The organism is Propionibacterium ruminifibrarum, from assembly GCF_900289195.1.
Classification (GTDB): Bacteria; Actinomycetota; Actinomycetes; order Propionibacteriales; family Propionibacteriaceae; genus Propionibacterium; species Propionibacterium ruminifibrarum.
Genome location: NZ_OMOH01000004.1, coordinates 230505 through 247907, shown reverse-complemented (window position 1 = coordinate 247907; position 17403 = coordinate 230505). Strand labels below are relative to the sequence as shown.

General features: G+C 70.3%; 13 protein-coding genes. 7 read left to right on the top strand and 6 right to left on the bottom strand.

Going from position 1 to position 17403, the window contains the following annotated elements; all coding sequences use genetic code 11:
- Positions 1 to 23: 23 nt before the first annotated feature.
- The 4 genes from PROPJV5_RS06390 to PROPJV5_RS06375 all read right to left on the bottom strand — a co-directional run bounded on the left by PROPJV5_RS06390 (position 24) and on the right by PROPJV5_RS06375 (position 2873).
- Positions 24 to 821, bottom strand: a complete 798-nt coding sequence (locus PROPJV5_RS06390) for a hypothetical protein (RefSeq protein WP_119715502.1) — start codon at positions 819 to 821, stop codon at positions 24 to 26.
- The gene (locus PROPJV5_RS06385; protein ID WP_220474362.1) at positions 814 to 1443 is read right to left on the bottom strand and encodes an RNA polymerase sigma factor; all 630 of its coding nucleotides are present in this window, start codon (positions 1441 to 1443) and stop codon (positions 814 to 816) included. The genes PROPJV5_RS06390 and PROPJV5_RS06385 overlap by 8 nt, the downstream gene beginning before the upstream one ends.
- 161 nt (positions 1444 to 1604) lie before the next feature.
- On the bottom strand, positions 1605 to 2243 hold the full coding sequence (locus PROPJV5_RS06380; protein ID WP_119715501.1) for a hypothetical protein: 639 nt from the start codon (positions 2241 to 2243) through the stop codon (positions 1605 to 1607).
- Positions 2244 to 2633: 390 nt separating this feature from the next.
- The gene (locus tag PROPJV5_RS06375) at positions 2634 to 2873 is read right to left on the bottom strand and encodes a CopG family transcriptional regulator (protein WP_119715500.1); all 240 of its coding nucleotides are present in this window, start codon (positions 2871 to 2873) and stop codon (positions 2634 to 2636) included.
- 327 nt (positions 2874 to 3200) lie between these two features.
- Between PROPJV5_RS06375 and PROPJV5_RS06370 the strand changes: the two genes are divergently transcribed.
- Positions 3201 to 3842 carry an aminodeoxychorismate/anthranilate synthase component II gene (locus PROPJV5_RS06370; protein WP_119715499.1) on the top strand — a complete coding sequence of 214 codons (642 nt, stop codon included), beginning with the start codon at positions 3201 to 3203 and terminating at the stop codon, positions 3840 to 3842.
- Positions 3843 to 3906: 64 nt separating this feature from the next.
- On the opposite strand, the gene PROPJV5_RS06365 is transcribed toward PROPJV5_RS06370, so the two are convergent.
- Both PROPJV5_RS06365 and PROPJV5_RS06360 read right to left on the bottom strand, forming a co-directional pair.
- Positions 3907 to 7305, bottom strand: a complete 3399-nt coding sequence (locus tag PROPJV5_RS06365) for a PPi-type phosphoenolpyruvate carboxykinase family protein (protein WP_119715498.1) — start codon at positions 7303 to 7305, stop codon at positions 3907 to 3909.
- 265 nt (positions 7306 to 7570) lie between these two features.
- Entirely contained in the window at positions 7571 to 9583 is a 2013-nt protein-coding gene (locus PROPJV5_RS06360) for a S1C family serine protease (protein ID WP_119715497.1), read from the bottom strand.
- 453 nt (positions 9584 to 10036) lie between these two features.
- On the opposite strand from PROPJV5_RS06360, the gene PROPJV5_RS06355 reads away from it, so the two are divergent.
- The 6 genes from PROPJV5_RS06355 to larC all read left to right on the top strand — a co-directional run bounded on the left by PROPJV5_RS06355 (position 10037) and on the right by larC (position 17320).
- Positions 10037 to 11812, top strand: coding sequence for a DEAD/DEAH box helicase (locus PROPJV5_RS06355; protein WP_119715496.1), 1776 nt, complete (start codon positions 10037 to 10039; stop codon positions 11810 to 11812).
- A 148-nt stretch (positions 11813 to 11960) separates the two neighbouring features.
- A complete protein-coding gene (locus PROPJV5_RS06350; RefSeq protein WP_119715495.1) occupies positions 11961 to 12620 on the top strand; it encodes a SanA/YdcF family protein in 660 nt (219 codons plus the stop codon).
- Between the two features lie 151 nt (positions 12621 to 12771).
- The gene (gene argS, locus PROPJV5_RS06345; protein WP_119715494.1) at positions 12772 to 14406 is read left to right on the top strand and encodes an arginine--tRNA ligase; all 1635 of its coding nucleotides are present in this window, start codon (positions 12772 to 12774) and stop codon (positions 14404 to 14406) included.
- Positions 14403 to 15272, top strand: a complete 870-nt coding sequence (gene larE, locus PROPJV5_RS06340) for an ATP-dependent sacrificial sulfur transferase LarE (protein ID WP_119715493.1) — start codon at positions 14403 to 14405, stop codon at positions 15270 to 15272. The genes argS and larE overlap by 4 nt, the downstream gene beginning before the upstream one ends.
- Positions 15265 to 15978: a nickel pincer cofactor biosynthesis protein LarB gene (gene larB / locus PROPJV5_RS06335; RefSeq protein ID WP_119715492.1), complete on the top strand. Its 714-nt coding sequence runs from the start codon at positions 15265 to 15267 to the stop codon at positions 15976 to 15978. Before larE ends, larB begins: the two co-directional genes overlap by 8 nt.
- 10 nt (positions 15979 to 15988) lie before the next feature.
- Positions 15989 to 17320, top strand: a complete 1332-nt coding sequence (gene larC, locus PROPJV5_RS06330; RefSeq protein ID WP_119715491.1) for a nickel pincer cofactor biosynthesis protein LarC — start codon at positions 15989 to 15991, stop codon at positions 17318 to 17320.
- Positions 17321 to 17403: the final 83 nt, after the last annotated feature.

Sequence of the window (17403 nt, the reverse complement as noted above, 5' to 3'; positions counted from 1 at the left end):
GTAGCCGGCGGGGCCGGCACGGTTCACGCGGCGGCCAGACCGGCGGTGGCCCTGCGGGCCGTCAGCAGGGCCACCGTGAACAAAACTGCCCCGACGCCCACCACGGCGAACGAGGGCAGGGCGTCGTGCACCACCCCGAGCACCGCCCCGAGACCGACCCGCACCATCGGCTCGGGCGCGGGGACGAGTACCGGGATCGTCACGAACCCGACGAGCGCGCCGACCCAGGGGGCGGCCCAGACCGCAAGGAGCGTCGTCAGCCCGGTGACGAGCACCATCGGGGCCAGCCAGGTCATGACCAGCGGGCCGAACGCGGCCACCGAACCCGAAACGGTGGCCAGCCACGAGGCCGCCCCGCCCGCGAGGCAGTCGACGATCAGCACCATCGTCACCCGGGCGAACAGGACGGCCGCCGGCCCCACCGGGGTGGCGGCCGACACCGAGTCGGCGGCCCGTCGGGAGACGGCCATCGTCATCGTGACGACGGCCCCGGCCAGGATGAGCGCGGCGAACCCCGATGTCACGGCGGAGGAGCCCTGGGCGGCGCCCAGCCACCTGGCGGCCAGCACCGCGAGGGCCGCGCTCACGAGCGCCGCGGGAACGATGAGCCACGACGCGACCCGTGCCTGCGCCAGCACCAGGGCGCCCGTCACCCGGATGCCGCGCGCCAGGGGCCACTGCGGCGCGTCCATCGGCGACACCGACGCGGCGACGGAGCGCCACACCGTCTCGAAGCCCGGCAGCGAACCGGCCCTGGACGCCTCGACCCGGGCGAGCGCCGCCCGGAACTGCTCGGCCTCGTTCTGATCCGGCTCAGTCATGATGCTCTCCGATCTCTTCGCGCAGCAGGCGACGAGCCCGCGACACCCGGCTCTTGACCGTCCCCAACGGGACACCGACGACGTCGCTGATCTCGCCGTAGGGCAGGTCGTAAAGCCACGCCAGGACGACGACCTCGTACACGTCGTCCGGCAGGCGCCCGATGGCGTCCACCACTGCCTGCGACCCGGCCCGCGAGACCGCCACATCGTCAGGACTGGGACTCTGGTCGGCCGTGGTGTCGGCCACCGAGTCGAGGGGAACGGTCGGGTGGCGTTTGCGGCGGGTGTGCATGTGCACCTGGCGTGATGCGATGCCCAGCAGCCAGGTGAGGACCCGGCTGTCCCCGCGAAACGACCGCGCCGACCGCCAGCACCCCAGCCACACGTCCGCGCAGACCTCCTCGGCCACGCCTCGGTCCGCAACCCGCCTGGCCACGAACCCGTGGACCGACGCCGCGAACCGCGAGTACAGCTCGGCCAGGGCGTGCTCGTCCCCGCCGCCCACGCGACGCAGCAGCTCAACCGGGTCGGAGTCCACACTTAGCTTGTAGCACTCACCGGCCGGATGGTTCACCGATGCCGGGCGCTGGCCGACACCCGTCATGGTGTTTTTCTGCTGCATCGCGAGTCTGTTGATGAGGAGAGACTGAGGCAGCCCGGTTCGTCGAAGATCACTGGCGCGCTCTGGAAGCAGACCCTCAACCCCGGAGAGATCCTCCAAGTCCATGCCTGACGTGTAGGAACGGCGACGTAGCTTCACCCGGCAGCCGGGCGGCAGCGCGCTCAGTGGCCAACGCTGATGAGCTCGCCGACCCGAGAAACCTCGGCCGGAACTGTTCCGGTCAAGAAGTCGGGAGCCGATGCGTGCGAATGCGCCTTGCCCCTGCTGCGTTCCATGAGCTGGATCACGGTGGTTTCCGGCTGATACTGCGTGCCCTCGATGTCTCCACTCCTGGTGACGTCCAGCATCAACAGGGAGTTGTCCCCGGCCCGGGTGACGATTGTTGCGACGTCGTGGGCATGGAGTTGCTCGGTCAGCCAGCCGAGAGTGTCCTCGGGGCGGGCGATGATGAACAGTACTTCGCCGGTCACGGCATGTCGGGCGTCATCAACAGGCGCAGGCGTTGTTTCAAGCAGCCCGCGCAGCAGACGCAGAGTGGTTCTGCGGTCTGCCGCGTCGTCAGGGCGAGGATCCTGGAACAAGCGAACGAACCACTCTCGGTCCTCGCGGGACGTGTAGACCTGACGGTGAACGCACAACTGGTATTCGTCAGGAGCGCCCGCTTCACTGAGAAGAGCGACGATGCCGTCCTGGTCGTACTCGTCCAGCGAGCCGCTTCCGGCGAAGAGTTCGGGCAGCTGTGGGCTGGACAGGCCGAACGACGCTGGTCCGTAGGCCGAGACGATCGCGTGAATGATCACTTCACCAATCTCCTTGCCTCCTCGAGTGTCAGACCGACCTGGTTCACCAAGAGCCTGCGGACCTCGATGCTGCTGACCTCCCTGCGGTGGAAAGCCCATCGTATGCGCGGATGCGTTTCTGACACCAGCCAACAGTGCGACCCTTTACCCGAGTCTCCCAGTTCGGTAACCGAGCTGCACGCACAGAAGACGTTTGAGCTCGCTTGACGGCATGGAGGGGAACCCATTGCCACCCATGACGCCTCCAACGCGAACTGCCAATTCATCCGCAGCCTAGAACAGGAATGAACTCGCCACCCAGCCCCGGCCTGCGCCTGTGCACAGGCACGCCCCGGTGCTGGCCGGTCAATTCCTCGGCCACGGTGCCTGGACCCTTTGCTGGCAGGTCCGTCAGAGCGAGTCGATGAGGTCGCGCATCAGCTGCGAGGCCGTGATGCGGCGCTCCCGCGCCACCTCATCCAGCTTCGCCCGGCGCTCTGCATCAAGACGAAGAGTGAACGAGCGCGCCCGTTCACCCGCACTGATGGGGCGTCCGGGAACCGAGCGGCCCAAGTATTTGCCGTTGTAGCCCTTCTCGGACTCGGTGGCCCACCGCTCGATGTCCTCGTCGGTGAACCGGACCCCGTTCACGTCGTGTCACCCATCTGGTGGTCACCCCCAGTCCGACCTCGATGAGAACCTTCTGCGTGGCGAGCATGGTATGGGAAACCAGCCATCGGGCTCGTCCGTCACCGCGATGTGCTCCAGCAGCCGCCACTGGCATCGGGCTCAACCACCGGCCCCCTGCACAGGTCACAGCATGGCAGGCAGGGCTAGGATCTGGCTAGGCAGTGGAAGAAGCTCTTCGCATGCAGCACCAGCTCTGGCGTGGGGTGTCGTCCCTTGCGTTCGGGTAGCCGGACAACCACGGTACTGCCCGTTCTGGGGCCAGGGCCACATCCGGCCTAGACTTCGGCCATGTCCCGGATCCTCGTCATCGACAACTACGACTCGTTCGTCTACAACATCGTCCAGTACCTCGCCCAGCTCGGCGCCGAGGTCGAGGTCTGGCGCAACGACGACCCGCGGTTCGGGCACGACGGCTGGCACGAGGGTTTCGACGGGGTGCTCGTCTCGCCCGGCCCCGGCGCCCCCGAGGACGCCGGCGTCTGCGTCGACGTCATCGCGACGATCGGCCACCGGCTGCCCGTCTTCGGGGTCTGCCTCGGCCTGCAGGCCATGGCCGTCGCCTTCGGCGCCAGCGTCACCCGCGCCCCGCAGCTGCGACACGGCAAGACGAGCCTGATCAGCCACGACGGCAGGGGCTGCTTCACGGGACTGCCGAACCCGATGACCGTCACCCGCTACCACTCGCTCGCCGTCGACCCGGCCACCGTACCGGCCGAGCTCGAGGTCACCTCGACGACCGACGACGGCATCATCATGGCCATGCGGCACCGCACCCTGCCCGTCGAGGCCGTCCAGTTCCACCCCGAGTCGGTGCTGAGCGAGGGCGGCCACCTGATGCTCGCCAACTGGCTCACCGCCTGCGGCGACGACCAGGCGCTCGCCCGAGCCGAGGGCCTGGCCCCGCTCATGACGGCCGCCGAGGGCGCCTGAGGAACGAGGTACGAAAAGTGCTGGGGCCGCGTCTCGCGCGGCCCCAGCACATGTCAGCTGGCGATCAGCGGAAGCTCACCTGACGGCCGAGGGTGCCGACCAGTGAGGCGCGGTACTCGTCGGAGGCGATGCGCCGGGCGTCCTCCTCGAGGGCGGCCAGACGCTGCGGCAGACCAACGCGTTCCGCGGTGGCCAGGGCGTCCGGGCGCTCGGTGTACTCGCGCAGACGCGCGATGCCCTCGTTCGTCAGGCGCAGCTCCTCGGCCTGCATGGCGTCCAGGCGGGCGGCGTACCAGTCCGAGGCCAGCACGGACTCGCGGGTGAACAACTCGCGGAACTCCGGCGAGCCGAGGGTCCAGCCCTCGGCGGTCCGGCCGTTGGCCATGATCTCGAGCAGCCCCTTGAGCGGGGGGATCGCCTGCGAGATCGTGCCGTCGTCGATGTACAGCTGGGCGACCCGCTGGTGGGTGGCGACGATCACGTCGATCGAGTCGGCGTAGACCTGCTCGTCCTGCAGCTCCGGGCGTAGCATCTCGTCGGTGAACACCACGTCGGGGTGCAGGAAGATGCGCCCGAAGTAGGTGGTCGCGAGCCGGTCGTTCATGCGGTAGCCCAGGCGCGAGGCCTGCACGGTGCGGCCGTTGAACTCGTAGTCCTCGAGTTTGTCGAGGAAGCCCTGCTCGATGAGGGTCCTCGCGTCGCGCTCGTGCGGCTTCATGTGGCTGAACAGTTCGGGCACGAGCATCGAGATGTCGTGGTCGACGCGCACGTTCGGGCCGATGTACCCGGCCGAGCTCAACCAGCCGTCATAGCCGGTCAGCACGTAGCTGAGCAGCGCAGCGTTGAGGTCGACGACCGGGGCCAGCGCGTTGAACGGGCCCTTCGTCAGGGCGCCCTCGGAGCCGGCCCCCGTCGTGGACGGCGACTTGCCGGTCATCGAGCTGATGAACTCCATGAACAGTTCGGGGAGCTCCATGTAGTGCAGCGGGTTGTAGGCGCACAGCGGCGGGATCTTGCCCTCGGGCGGGTTGTTGCGCCGGCCCGCCGCCACCAGGTCGACCGGCAGCGGGGCCGGCTCGTCCATCGGCAGCTTGAGGAAGAGCTTGCTGGCCACGTCGGCCACCGCCGTGAGCTCCGGGTTGGCGTCGACAGGACGCCGCTGAAGGTAGCGGGGATTCCTCGAGCGGGTGCCGTCGGGCAGGTGACGCGGCTCGTCGGAACAGGTCCAGAAGGTCGGGGACTCGTCGTCGGCGCCGGCCGCGGCCTTCGCGATGAGGTCCTGGACGGGCTTGGTGAACTCGCTGAGCGTCTGCACGTCGGTGAGCATCTCGCGGGCCTGCGCCCTGGTGAGCGGCTCGAAGTTCGAGATGAAGGTGTCGTCGGCGCCGGCCAGGTCGGCCTCGGCCTGCTTGTCGTAGCCGCGGTGGATGGCGTCGTCGGGACGCTGGAAGAGCAGCATTTCGCAGTTCTCGACGTACTTGCGCGGCGTCCCCTCGGGGTCTCCCCACGGCGGGGTGACGGTGCTGGCGGTGATGTCGTCCTCGGACTGCACCTTGACAGCCGGGCTGAAGTCGGGGCGCAGGCTGAAGATGCGCCACGAGCCGTCGGGCTCGAAACCGACGCGCAGCATGTTGATGATGACCTTCTCGCCGTCCAGTCGCACCATGTTGCCGTGGTGGCCGTTCATGGTGTCGACGGTGAAGTGCGAACGCCAGTCGTCGCCCCACTCGGGGCGGTAGTGGCGTTTGATGATGAACGCCAGTTCCTTGACGTCCTGGCGGATGCTGCGCAGGAAGGTGTTGTACTCCTCGGTGTAGGCGCGTGAGGGCGTCAGCAGCTTGATGACCGATCCGAGGCTGCGTTCCCTGCTCAGCACGGGCCGGTGGTCGGTGCCGTTGAGGGAGTCGTCGGCGAAGCGGTTGCAGTAGTCCCGGCGGAACAACTCGTCGACCGCGTCCATGTCCGCCTCGAAATCGGAGACGTGGGCGTTGCCGAACTGGAAGGCGTCGGCGATCGACTTGGAGATCTCCGACTTGCCGCCGCCGGAGACGGTGGCCGGCTTGTGGCACTGGGTGGCCTCCTGCAGGACACCGATCAGGTGCCACTGGGTGGCGTCCATCTCACGGTGCTTGGCGTGCACCCGGTAGCCGTCGGGGGACAGGTACTGCTTGTCGGCGAGCAGCTTGATGGACTGCTCGACACCGCCCCTGGACCACGAGATCCTCTGCTCACGCATCGAATAGCGCGCATGCTCGGGCACCAGGACGATGTTCGGCCACTTCCGGTCGATGGCATGGCCCTCGGGCTGCACCGCGAAACGGTCCGGGTTGCGGGCCAGGGCGTCGTCGAGCGTCCAGCCGTCGGGGGTGCGGTCGGTGAACTCGACGCCCAGGTTCCACGCCGGGTAGGTGATGGCACCGCCGGAGTGCTCCTCCTCGGCGGAGCCCAGCAGGTTCGCCGAGTAGGAGATCTGGGTCTTGACCTCCTTCTTGCAGTAGCCGAAGTAGTTGTCGGCCAGCACGGTGACGATGACGCCGCGCTCGTCGCGGGCGCACACCTTGAAGGACTTGCCGTCGTTGTAGAGCTCGTCGGCGCTCTTCCAGCACTGGCCGTCCCGGCGCTGCCGCTCGGTGGCCTCGTCCCAGGACGGCAGCCCCAGATCCTTCTTCGTGAGGGTGCCCACCAGGTGCGGCGCCAGGATGACGCAGCCGGTCGTGCCGGTCCACGAGGCCGGGTCCAGCGAGGCGTCGTTCTCGGGCAGGTAGGGGTCGCCGCCGTTGCCGAAGATGGCTTCGACGAAGTCGAGGTTGGCGACCAGGCCGCCCGGCGCGATGAAACGCACCTCGTAGCTGCGGCGGCGGGCCCGCCCGGGCACCTCGGGGACGACGATCGGGTGCATGAGCAGCGAGACCCAGCAGCGGGCCGGCGTGGTCATGTTCGCGGTGTACGGCAGCATCAGTTCGTCGTCGGGGGCCTGCAGGGCCGCCTCGAGGATGCGGGCGAACACGGTCTTGTCGACCTCGATCTTGTCCTCGGGGATCGGCAGGCCGCCGGTGGCGATGTGGAAGACGCCTGCGGTGGTGCGCCGGTCGTTCTTCGGGTTGTGCAGGACGCCGTTGACGAGCCGGTACGACTCGATCACGGGGGAGTGGAACTCGTCGCCGTCCACCGGCAGCGACAGGCCGCGGGCCAGGCCCGGCTCGTCCAGGACGAGAGTGGTGCGCGGCAGCTGCGGCTGCAGGCCGGTGTCGGACAGGTAGTCGTCGAGGAATGTCTGGACACGCTTGTCAGGGGCGCTCAACTGCTGGTTGAGGCGGCGGCTCAACTCGCGCTGGCGGGCGAGGAGCGGCTCGACCAGAGCGGTCTCGGTGCTTCCGTCGGCATTCTCCGGCAGCGGCAGACCCAAGAGCGACAGGCGGAGGTTGATGGCTGCATTGATGCGTGAACGGTCCTGTGCGGTCATGGGACCCATTCTCGCCCGTTCCGGTTCGCACGAACAGCCCCGGGCTGGCAAATGGACCTACAAGACAACCTCGGGCATCCCGGTGCGACCGGCGCCGTGGGCATGCTTTTCCTGACAGGATCTGGCCGTTTCAGACCGGAAAAGCGCGGAAACGGCCGGATCCCGTCGGATTTGGCATCCCTGCCCCGGCACCGGCAACGAACAGGTGCCCCCGCGCAACCAGCGCGGGGGCACCTGACCCTGCCACGTGACAGAAAACCCCAGATCAGTTGACGGGGCTCTCGCCGAGGGTCACCTTGACGGTCCTGTCCCCGCCGGCCAGCGGGGTGACCTCGAGGGTGGCGGTGTCACCCGGTTCCAGATCCTCCAGTACCGACGACAGCGCGCTCTGAGTGGTCACCGGGGTGCCGTTGACCGAGACGATCTTGTCGCCCTCCTGGAGGTCGGCCTTCGCGGCCGGGCCGTCCTCGACAACGGAGGTAATCATCAGGGCGCCGGCGGCCTCCTCGACGCTGACACCCAGGTAGGCCTTCGGCCCGATCGAGACCGTGCCGGACTCGTCGCCGGCCTCGATCTGGTCGACGATCTTCATCGCATGCGCGATGGGGATCGCCCAGCTGCGCAGCGTCGTGGCCGAGGCGCCATTGCTGTCCTGCTCGCCGGCGGTCGTCATGCCGGTGACCTCGCCCTCGTCGTCGTACAGCGGCCCGCCCGAGTCGCCGGGGACCGCCTGCGACGTGGTCTCGTACACGTCGACCAGGGTCTCCTCGCCGCTGTCGGCGAGCTCTGAGCCGACGGTGACGGTCGTGGATGTGTTGGTGATCTTCCCGTCCGCGGCGGACAGGTAGCCCTGGCCGTTCGAGTTGCCGACGGCGGTGACGTCGTCACCGACGGAGACGGTGTCGTCGTCGACCTTCACCGTGTCCAGGCCGCTGGCGCCGTTGAGCTTGAGCAGCGCGACGTCGTTGGTGGCGTCGTGCCCGATCATCGTCGCCTCGAAGGTGTCACCGGTACTGGCCACCTTCACGTAGATCGCGGTGCTCGTCTGCACGACGTGGTAGTTCGTCAGCACGTAGCCGTCTGAGCTGAGCACCATGCCGGTACCGGCCGACGTGGCGTTCGACAGCTCGCTCTCGATGAGGACGACACCCCGCGACTGGGCGTCGGTGGCCGGGGTCTGCTCACTCGTCGACGCGCTCGGGACATCCGTGCTCGGCGTAGGGAAGGGCACCGAGGAGGGCGGGTGAGTCGGGGTGTACGTCGGCGTCGGGTTCAGCGCATTGTTCACCTCGTTGGCGCCCAGCGCCAGCGCGCTGAGACCGAGGACGACGGCCGCCACGACCCCGGCGACCTTCTTCGACCTCGACCGGGGCGGCTGCGGCTGCTGGTAGGGCACCCACTGGCCCAGCTGGTTGTAGAAGCCCTGAACCTGAGGGTTCGGCTGCTGGTACGGGATGAACTGGCCGGAGGCGTCCCAGCTGGTGTGGCCGGCGATGTTCTCGGCCCGTGGGTCCGACCAGGGCTGGCCATAACCGGGCTGCGCCGGTTGCTGGTACCCGCCCTGCTCGTAGTACTGCTGGTACCCGCCCTGCTGGTAATCGGCCTGCCCCTGGTACGGGTACCCGCCGGAGCCCTGGTAGGGCTGCTGTCCCTGGTAGGGCTGCTGGTATGCGTTCTGGCCCTGGTAGGGCTGGGATCCGTTCTGGGGTGGCTGGTAGGGCTGGTCGGGGGCCCAGCCGGCCTGGGGATTCTGCTGCCCGGCGGGCATCGCAGCACCCGCCTGACCCGGCCACATGGCCGACGGGTCAGGCTGGGGCCACTGGCCCGGTGCCGTGGGACCCTGGCCGGTCACGTCGAAGAGGGTCTTCTCGGCGCCCGGCTCGTCTTGACCGGCGGGTTTTCCGGGCTGCTCGGGCGGGTTGCCGTGGGGGCCCGCCTGGTTCGCACCAGGGCCGAATGCCATGGTCTTCTGGTCGTCCGGGCCGAATGCCATGGTCTTCTGGTCGTCCGGGCCGAATGCCATGGTCTTCTGGTCGTCCGGGCCGAATGCCATGGTCTTCTGGTCGTCCGGGCCGAATGCCATGGTCTTCTGGTCGTCCGGGCCGAATGCCATGGTTTCGTCGGTGCCCCAGGAGCGTGTCGCGTCGTCATCGGGCTGCGGCCCGCGGGGTTCGGCCGGCCGGCCGGGGCCCTGCACGGGATTGTATCGGGTGGGGTCATTCGTCCCGTTGGGCTGAGCGCCGGGCCAGGGGATGTCGTGGCCGTTGTTCTCGCTCATGCTCACCTTTCATGCGCCACCGCTGTCGTGAGGCGCGAGGCCGGCGGTTTCCGATGACCCGACACATGTGGTCAGGCGCTCGTCGAGGGGTACCCAGCTCCGTGCGTCGGTAGGGGTGATCCGTGAGGCGGTGTCTCGGGACTCACGTTCCACCCGCTCGTCCCGGCTCGGCGGATGCCCCGCCGGAGACGAACAACGCAATTTTTCTCCATCGCACACCCCCTTGCCAAGCCCCCAGCCCTCGCATCAGGGAGGCGTCGGGGAGGCTGTTCGCCCCGGAGCGGACACGTGGGGAGGCCGCTGGTTTTTCGCCACACCGCCCCGAATCGCTACCATGTGGAGCCTTGTGCCGCATCGGCCGACTGAACCGTGCCGAGGGCGGCGAAGAAGACGTCAAGCGCTCTGAACCGGGCGCTGACCAGGCGGAACCGATGAATCGAGGGGAGCGGCGCCATGAGCACCTCGGCCTTCGAGCACCTGTCGCCCGCCTTCCCCGGCCGTGCGCCGTGGGGCACATCGGGCCGGCTGCGCGCCTGGCAGCGTGACGCCCTCGCCCGCTACAACGAGGCATCACCGCGCGACTTCCTCGCAGTGGCAACCCCCGGCGCGGGCAAGACGACGTTCGCTCTGCGGGTAGCCGCCGAACTGCTCGGCGCCCGCATCGTGCAGCGCGTCATCGTCGTGTGCCCCACCGAGCACCTGAAGACCCAGTGGGCCCAGGCCGCGGCCAAGGTCGGTATCCAGCTCGACCCCGGCCTGGGCGGTGCCGGCCGCAAGGGCCGCAGCCGCCAGTACGACGGGGTGGCCGTCACCTACGCCGGCGTCGCCGCCCGCGTCTTCCACTACCGGGCCCGCACCGAGAACTTCAAGACGCTCGTCATCCTCGACGAGATCCACCACGCCGGTGACTCGCTGAGCTGGGGCGACGCGATCGCCGAGGCCTTCGAACCCGCAACCCGCCGCCTGGCCCTGACCGGCACGCCCTTCCGCAGCGACGACTCGCCGATCCCGTTCGTCCGCTACGACCGCTTCGACGACGGCTCCCTGCACTCGCACGCCGACTACACCTACGGCTACGCGGAGGCGCTGCGCGACCAGGTCGTCCGTCCCGTCATCTTCATGGCCTACGGCGGGCAGATGCGCTGGCGCACCAGGATGGGCGACGAGATCGAGGCCGACCTGGCGGCACCGGCGACGAAGGACGTCACGGCGTCGGCCTGGCGCACCGCACTCGACCCGAAGGGCGAGTGGATGGGCTCGGTGCTGCGCGCCGCCGACACCCGGCTGAGCCAGGTGCGCACCCACATGCCCGACGCCGGCGGCTTGGTCATCGCATCCGACCAGGAGCTGGCCCGCGCCTACCAGCGGATCCTCCACCAGGTCACCGGTGAGCTTCCGGCGCTGGTCGTCTCGGACGACGCGAACGCCGGCCGCCGCATCGCCGAGTTCTCCGAGTCCGACGAACGCTGGATGGTCGCCGTGCGCATGGTCTCCGAGGGGGTCGACGTGCCGCGCCTGGCCGTGGGCGTCTACGCGACGAACACCTCGACGCCGCTGTTCTTCGCCCAGGCCGTCGGGCGTTTCGTCCGCACCCGCCGCAAGGGCGAGCTGGCGACCGTCTTCCTGCCGACCGTGCCGATCCTCCTGGCGCACGCCGCCCTGCTCGAACGCGAACGCGACCACGTCATCGGCCGCCCGCGTAACGACGAGGGCGACCTGTGGGCGCCCGAGGAGGCACTGCTCGCGGCCGCCAACCGCGCCGAACAGGCCAGCGACGACCTGCTCGGCAGCTTCGAGGCGCTCGAGGCGCACGCGAACTTCGACCACGTGCTCTTCGACTCGCAGGCCTACGGGCTGCCGGCCGACGCCACCAGCCAGGACGAGGCCGACTACCTCGGGCTGCCGGGGCTGCTCGAACCCGACCAGGTGAGTGCGCTGCTGCGGGAGCGTCAGCGCCGCCAGATGCGCCGCCACGAGAAGGCCGACCGCAAGGCCAAGGTGCCGCAGCAGGTGAGCCTGCACAAGGCGCTCGAGGCGTCCCGCAAGGAGTTGAACTCGCTCGTGTCCCAGTACGCCCGCACTGTCGGGGTGCCGCACTCGCACGTGCACGCCGCGCTGCGCAGGCACTGCGGCGGGCCCCGACTGGCCCAGTGCACGACCGAGCAGGTCGCCGAGCGCACCAGCACGCTGCGCGAATGGTTCCTGCACCCCGAGCTGCGGCCGCGCTGACGCAGCCGCGAAGACGCCCTCCGGGGCGTACAGGGTGCGGCCACGCCGGGGCGGATACCGGCCGACAGGTGATCCCCGGGTAGCCTCGAAAGAGCGCCCCGCGCGAAAACCCCTGCACGAACAACCCCGATCATCGGAGGAGCCCGCGATGTTCAAATTCCTGCGCCGCCTCGTCGGCGCCGTCATCGTGCTGGCAGTCATCGTCGCCGCAGGCGGTTTCGCATGGGTGCGCGTCGTCGCCCACGACCGCATCTACGACGCGACCGAGGCCCCCTACCGTGACGTCGCCCTCGTGTTGGGGGCGGGGCTGTCAGCGGACGGCACGCCGTCGCCATATCTGTCGGGCCGCTTGGACGAGGCCGTCGCGCTGTACAACGCGGGCTCGGTGAGCGTCATCCTCGTCAGCGGCGACAACCGCACCACCTCCTACTCCGAACCGGACGCGATGGTCGGCTACCTCGTCGAGCAGGGCGTGCCGCGCGAGGACGTGGTCGCCGACTACGCCGGGCTCGACACCTACGACTCCTGCTACCGGGCGCGCGACATCTTCGGCGTCACCTCGGTGACCGTGATCGGGCAGAGCTACCACATCGCACGGGCCGTCACGACCTGCCGGATGCTCGGCCTGGACGCCATCGGCGTCGGCAACGAGCAGCCCCACGCGACGAGCACGTGGCGCTGGGGCGTCGTCCGCGAGCTCGGCTCGAACACCAAGCTCATCGTGGACCTGGTGCAACGCCGCGAGGCGACGATCATGGGCGCACAGGAGACGTCCGTCACCGACGCCCTGGCCCGCCACGGGCGCTGAGCGGCCAGGCTCAGCCGGCCCGTCCCACGGCGCAGGCCTGTCACGGGCCCCCGGGGCGGCAGGTGGCGCCTGGCCCTGCTCGCCGGCCCGGTCACTGCAAGCCGGTTGCACTGCGGTGGCCGGCCCCCGGCCCCGTGAGAGAATGAATGTCATGCCGTCCTTGCCGTCCCAGCTGGCCGCCCGCATCGAGGCCGTCGCCGGCGTCGATCCCGAGCTGCGACCCGCCACGAAGCCCCAGTTCGGGCACTTCCAGTCGAACGTCGCCCTGCGCCTGGCCAAGGCCGAGGGACGCCCGCCGCGCGAGGTCGCGGCCGACATCGTCGCCAGGCTCGACATCGACGACCTGTGCGAGACCCCCGACGTGGCCGGCCCCGGGTTCATCAATCTGCGGCTGCGTTCCGACGTGCTGGCCGCCGCGGTCAACGCCCAGCTCGCCGACGAGCACGCGGGCATCGCCCAGGCCCAGACCCCCCAGCGCGTCGTCATCGACTACTCGGCGCCTAACGCCGCCAAGCAGATGCACGTCGGGCACCTGCGCTCGACGATCATCGGCGACTGCTTCCACCGCGTCCTGGCGGCCAAGGGACACACCGTCATCGCGCAGAACCACATCGGCGACTGGGGCCGCCAGTTCGGCATGCTCATCGAACAGGCCCTCGACGAGGGCCTCGACCTCGACGCCCTCGACCTGGCCGGCGCCGAGGAGCTGTACCAGCGCGCCAACGCCCACATCAAGGCCGACGACGACTTCGCCGCCCGCTCCCGCGACCGGGTCGTCGCCCTGCAGGCCGGCGACGAGACCACCGGCCGGATGTGGGACAAGCTCGTCGGCCTGTCGAAGAACGGCTTCAACCAGACCTATGCGCGCATGAACGTGCGCCTGACCGACGCCGACTACGCCGGCGAGTCGATCTACAACGAGATGCTCCCGCAGGTCTGCGCCGACCTCGAGGAACGCGGCATCGCCGTGCACGACCAGGGCGCCCTCGTCGTCTTCGTCGACGGCTTCGACGCCCCCGCCATCCTGCGCAACTCCCAGGGCGGCTACGGCTACGACGTCACCGACGTGGCGGCCGTCCGCTACCGCGTCGACGAGCTGGGCGCCGACCGGCTCATCTACGTCGTCGGCTCGGAACAGACCTACCACTTCAACCTCATCTTCGCGCTCACCCGCCAGGCCGGCTACCTGCCCGAGCGGGTCGAGGCACGCCACGTCGGCTACGGCATGGTGCTCGGCCCCGACGGCAAGAAGTTCTCCACCCGCGAGGGCACGGCCGTGCACCTGGACGACCTGCTGGACGAGGCCGAACAGCACGCCGCCCCCCAGATCGCGCTGGCCGCGATCAAGTACGCCGACCTGTCGAACGCGCTGCAGAAGGACTACGTCTTCGACCCCGAACGCATGACGGCCACCACCGGCGACACCGGCCCCTACCTGCAGTACGCGCACGCCCGCGTCTGCCAGATCCTGCGCAGGGCCGAGGCCGAGGGCCACCGGACGGGGCCCGTCACCGTCATCGACGAACCCGCCGAGCAGGAACTGGCCCTGTGGCTGACCCGCTTCGGCGAGGCGGTCGACGAGGTGGCCGCCGAACTGACCCCGCACAAGCTGTGCACCTACCTGTTCGAACTGGCCACCAAGTACTCGGTCTTCTACGAGAAGTGCCCCGTGCTCAGGAGCGAGGGGCAGGTCCTCTCCTCACGGCTGGGCCTGTGCGCCGCCACCCGCCAGGTGCTGGCCGCCGGCCTCGACCTGCTCGGCATGGCAGCCCCGGAGCGCATGTGAGCGCTGTACCAGTCCCGGCTCACGGCGGCGTCGGCGAGAAGGCCGCGCTGCTGGTCGAGCACCTGCGCGCGGCGCTGCCCACCGGGCGCCTCGGCATCGCCTACTCGGGCGGCGTCGACTCGGCGCTGCTGTGCGCGGCAGCGGTCCGGGCCCTCGGCCCCGACCGGGTCGTGGCGCTGCTGGCCGTCTCGGACTCGCTGGCCCGCCGCGAACGCCGGACGGCGCACGAGACCGCGGAGGCCATCGGCGTGCGACTCGCCGAGATCACGACGCACGAGGACGAGATACCCGGCTACACGGCCAACGGCGCCGACCGCTGCTTCTTCTGCAAGAACGAGCTGTTCACCGTCATCGACGAGCAAATCGCCGGCGACTACCAGCTGGCCGCCGTCGCCTACGGCGAGAACGCCGACGACAGGCTGCGGCCCGACCGCCCCGGCGCCCGCGCCGCGACCAACCACGCGGTGCTGCGCCCCCTCGCCGAATGCGGCCTCAGCAAGGCGCAGGTGCGGGCCATCGCCCGCGCCTGGGGCGTGCCCGTCGCCGACAAGCCAGCCGCCCCCTGCCTGGCCAGCCGCATCCCGCACGGGCAGCAGGTGACCGGGCAGAAGCTGCGTCAGATCGACGCCGCCGAGGACGTCGTCCTGGCCGAGGGCTTCAGCGACGTGCGGGTGCGCCACCACGGCGCCGTCGCCCGCATCGAGGTGCCCGCCGACGAGCTTGGACGCCTCGCCGACGACGAGCTGCGCCGGCGCGTCGTCGACGGCGTGCGGGCGGCCGGCTTCCGTTTCGTGACGCTCGACCTGGCGGGTATCCAGTCGGGCGCGTTCACCCTGCCACTGGTGAGCGTGAACCGCCATGAGTGAGCGCGCCGCCGCCGGGCCCGGGCCCGGCCCCCTGGACGGGATCGCCGACCTCGACGCCGCCCGCGCCGATCGCCGCGGCATCCCCGAGGCCGTCTACGGGCCCGGCAAGTCGGTCGGCCAGCTGGTCGCCATCGCCGCGGCGCTGCGCGAACGCCCCGCGGGGCAGGTGGCCCTGTTCACCCGCATGGACGCCCGGCGCGCCGAGGCCGTCGCAGAGGCCCTGCCCGGCGCGCTGTGGGACGAGCAGGCCGGCCTGCTCGCGTGGCCCGGCGAGGTGCCGGCGGCCCGCGGCGGTCTCGTCGTCGTCGCCTGCGCCGGTACCTCCGACATCCCGGTGGCCCGGGAGGCCTGGCTGACGGCCCGCTACCTGGGCTGTCGCGCGGAGCTGGTCGTCGATGTGGGGGTGGCCGGGCTGCACCGGGTGCTCGCGCGGCGTACCCTGCTGGAACAGGCGTCCGTCATCGTCGTCGTGGCCGGTATGGATGGTGCCCTGCCATCGGTGGTGGCCGGGCTCGTCGCGGCCCCGGTCATCGCCGTGCCCACCTCGGTGGGCTACGGGGCGGCCTTCGAGGGGATGACCGCGCTGCTGGCCATGCTCAACGCCTGCGCACCGGGCGTGGCGGTGGTCAACATCGACAACGGCTACGGAGCCGGCCACCTCGCCGCACAGATCGCGCACGCGAATCTTGCCCCGACAGATCAATGAGGAGAACACGATGACGACCCTGTGGCTGGACGCCTCCGCCGGCATGGCCGGCGACATGATGATGGGCGCACTCATCGACGCGGGCGCCGACGTCGACGCCCTGCAGGCCGCCGTCGACGCCGTCATCCCCGGCTCCGTCCGCCTGACCGCAGCACCGGCCACGCGCCAGGGCATGCGCGCCACCAAGGCGGAGGTCGCCACCCTCGTCGACGACCCGCCGCACCGCACCTGGGCGAGTATCCGCGCCCTGCTGGAGCGGGCCGAGCTGGCACCGACGACGAGGGCTCGCGCCCTGGCCGTCTTCGAGGCGATCGCCCGGGCCGAGGGCCATGTGCACGGCGTCGACCCCGAGCAGATCCACTTCCACGAGGTGGGCGCGCTCGACTCCATCGCCGACGTCGTCGCCTGCTGCGAGGGGCTTCGCCTGCTCGGCGTCGAGAGGGTCGTGGCCACCCCGGTCGCCGTCGGCGCCGGCGAGGTGCAGGTGGCCCACGGGCTCATGCCCGTGCCGGTCCCGGCCGTCGCGCAGCTCGCCCTGGGCTGGCCGACCACGGCCGGGCTCGTGCCGGCAGGACACCACGGGCACCACCACGGCCACCACGGGGGCGACCACGCCCACACGCATCCGCACGGCCACGACACCCACGAGCATGCCGCGGGGCACCAGGGCCACGGCGGGGCCGGCGGTCCGATGCCGGGAGAGCTCTGCACCCCGACCGGCATGGCCCTCGTCACCGTCCTCGCCGAGCGCCCCGGCCCCCAGCCCGCCATGACGACCCGAGCCGTCGGCGTGGGGGCCGGCACCAAGGACATCCCGGGACGTCCCAACGTGGTGCGGGTCGTGCTCGGCGACGAGGACACCCAGCCGGCAGGCTCCGATGAGGTCTGCGAGTTGGCCGCCAACATCGACGACCTCGACCCGCGTGTCTGGCCGGAGGTGCTCGCCGCCCTCATGACGGCCGGTGCCTTCGACGCCTGGTCGGAGCCGGCGGTCATGAAGAAGGGCCGTCCCGCACACGTGCTCCACGTGCTCTGCGCGCCGGCCCAGGCCGACGCCCTGAGTGCCCGGATCATGACGCTGACGAGCACTTTCGGTGTGCGCCGCTACGCCGGTGTCGTCCGTGACGTGCTGGCCCGCGATTGGCGCACGGTCACCGTCGACGGCCACGCGGTGTGGGTCAAGATCGGGCACCGGGACGGCGTCATCGTCCAGGCCCAGCCCGAGTTCGACGACGTGGCGGCCCTGGCCGCCGACCTCGGCCGCCCCGTGGCCGATGTCCTCGCAGGCGCCCGTGCGGCCGCCGAGGCCGCCGGGCTCCGCTCCGGCGAACGCCTCGGCTGAGGCGCCCCTGCGGCCTCGTCCTGCGTTTCTCGTGGAATGACGCACGGAAACCGCAGGGTGAGCGCGAGGCCTGGGGTTGGCAG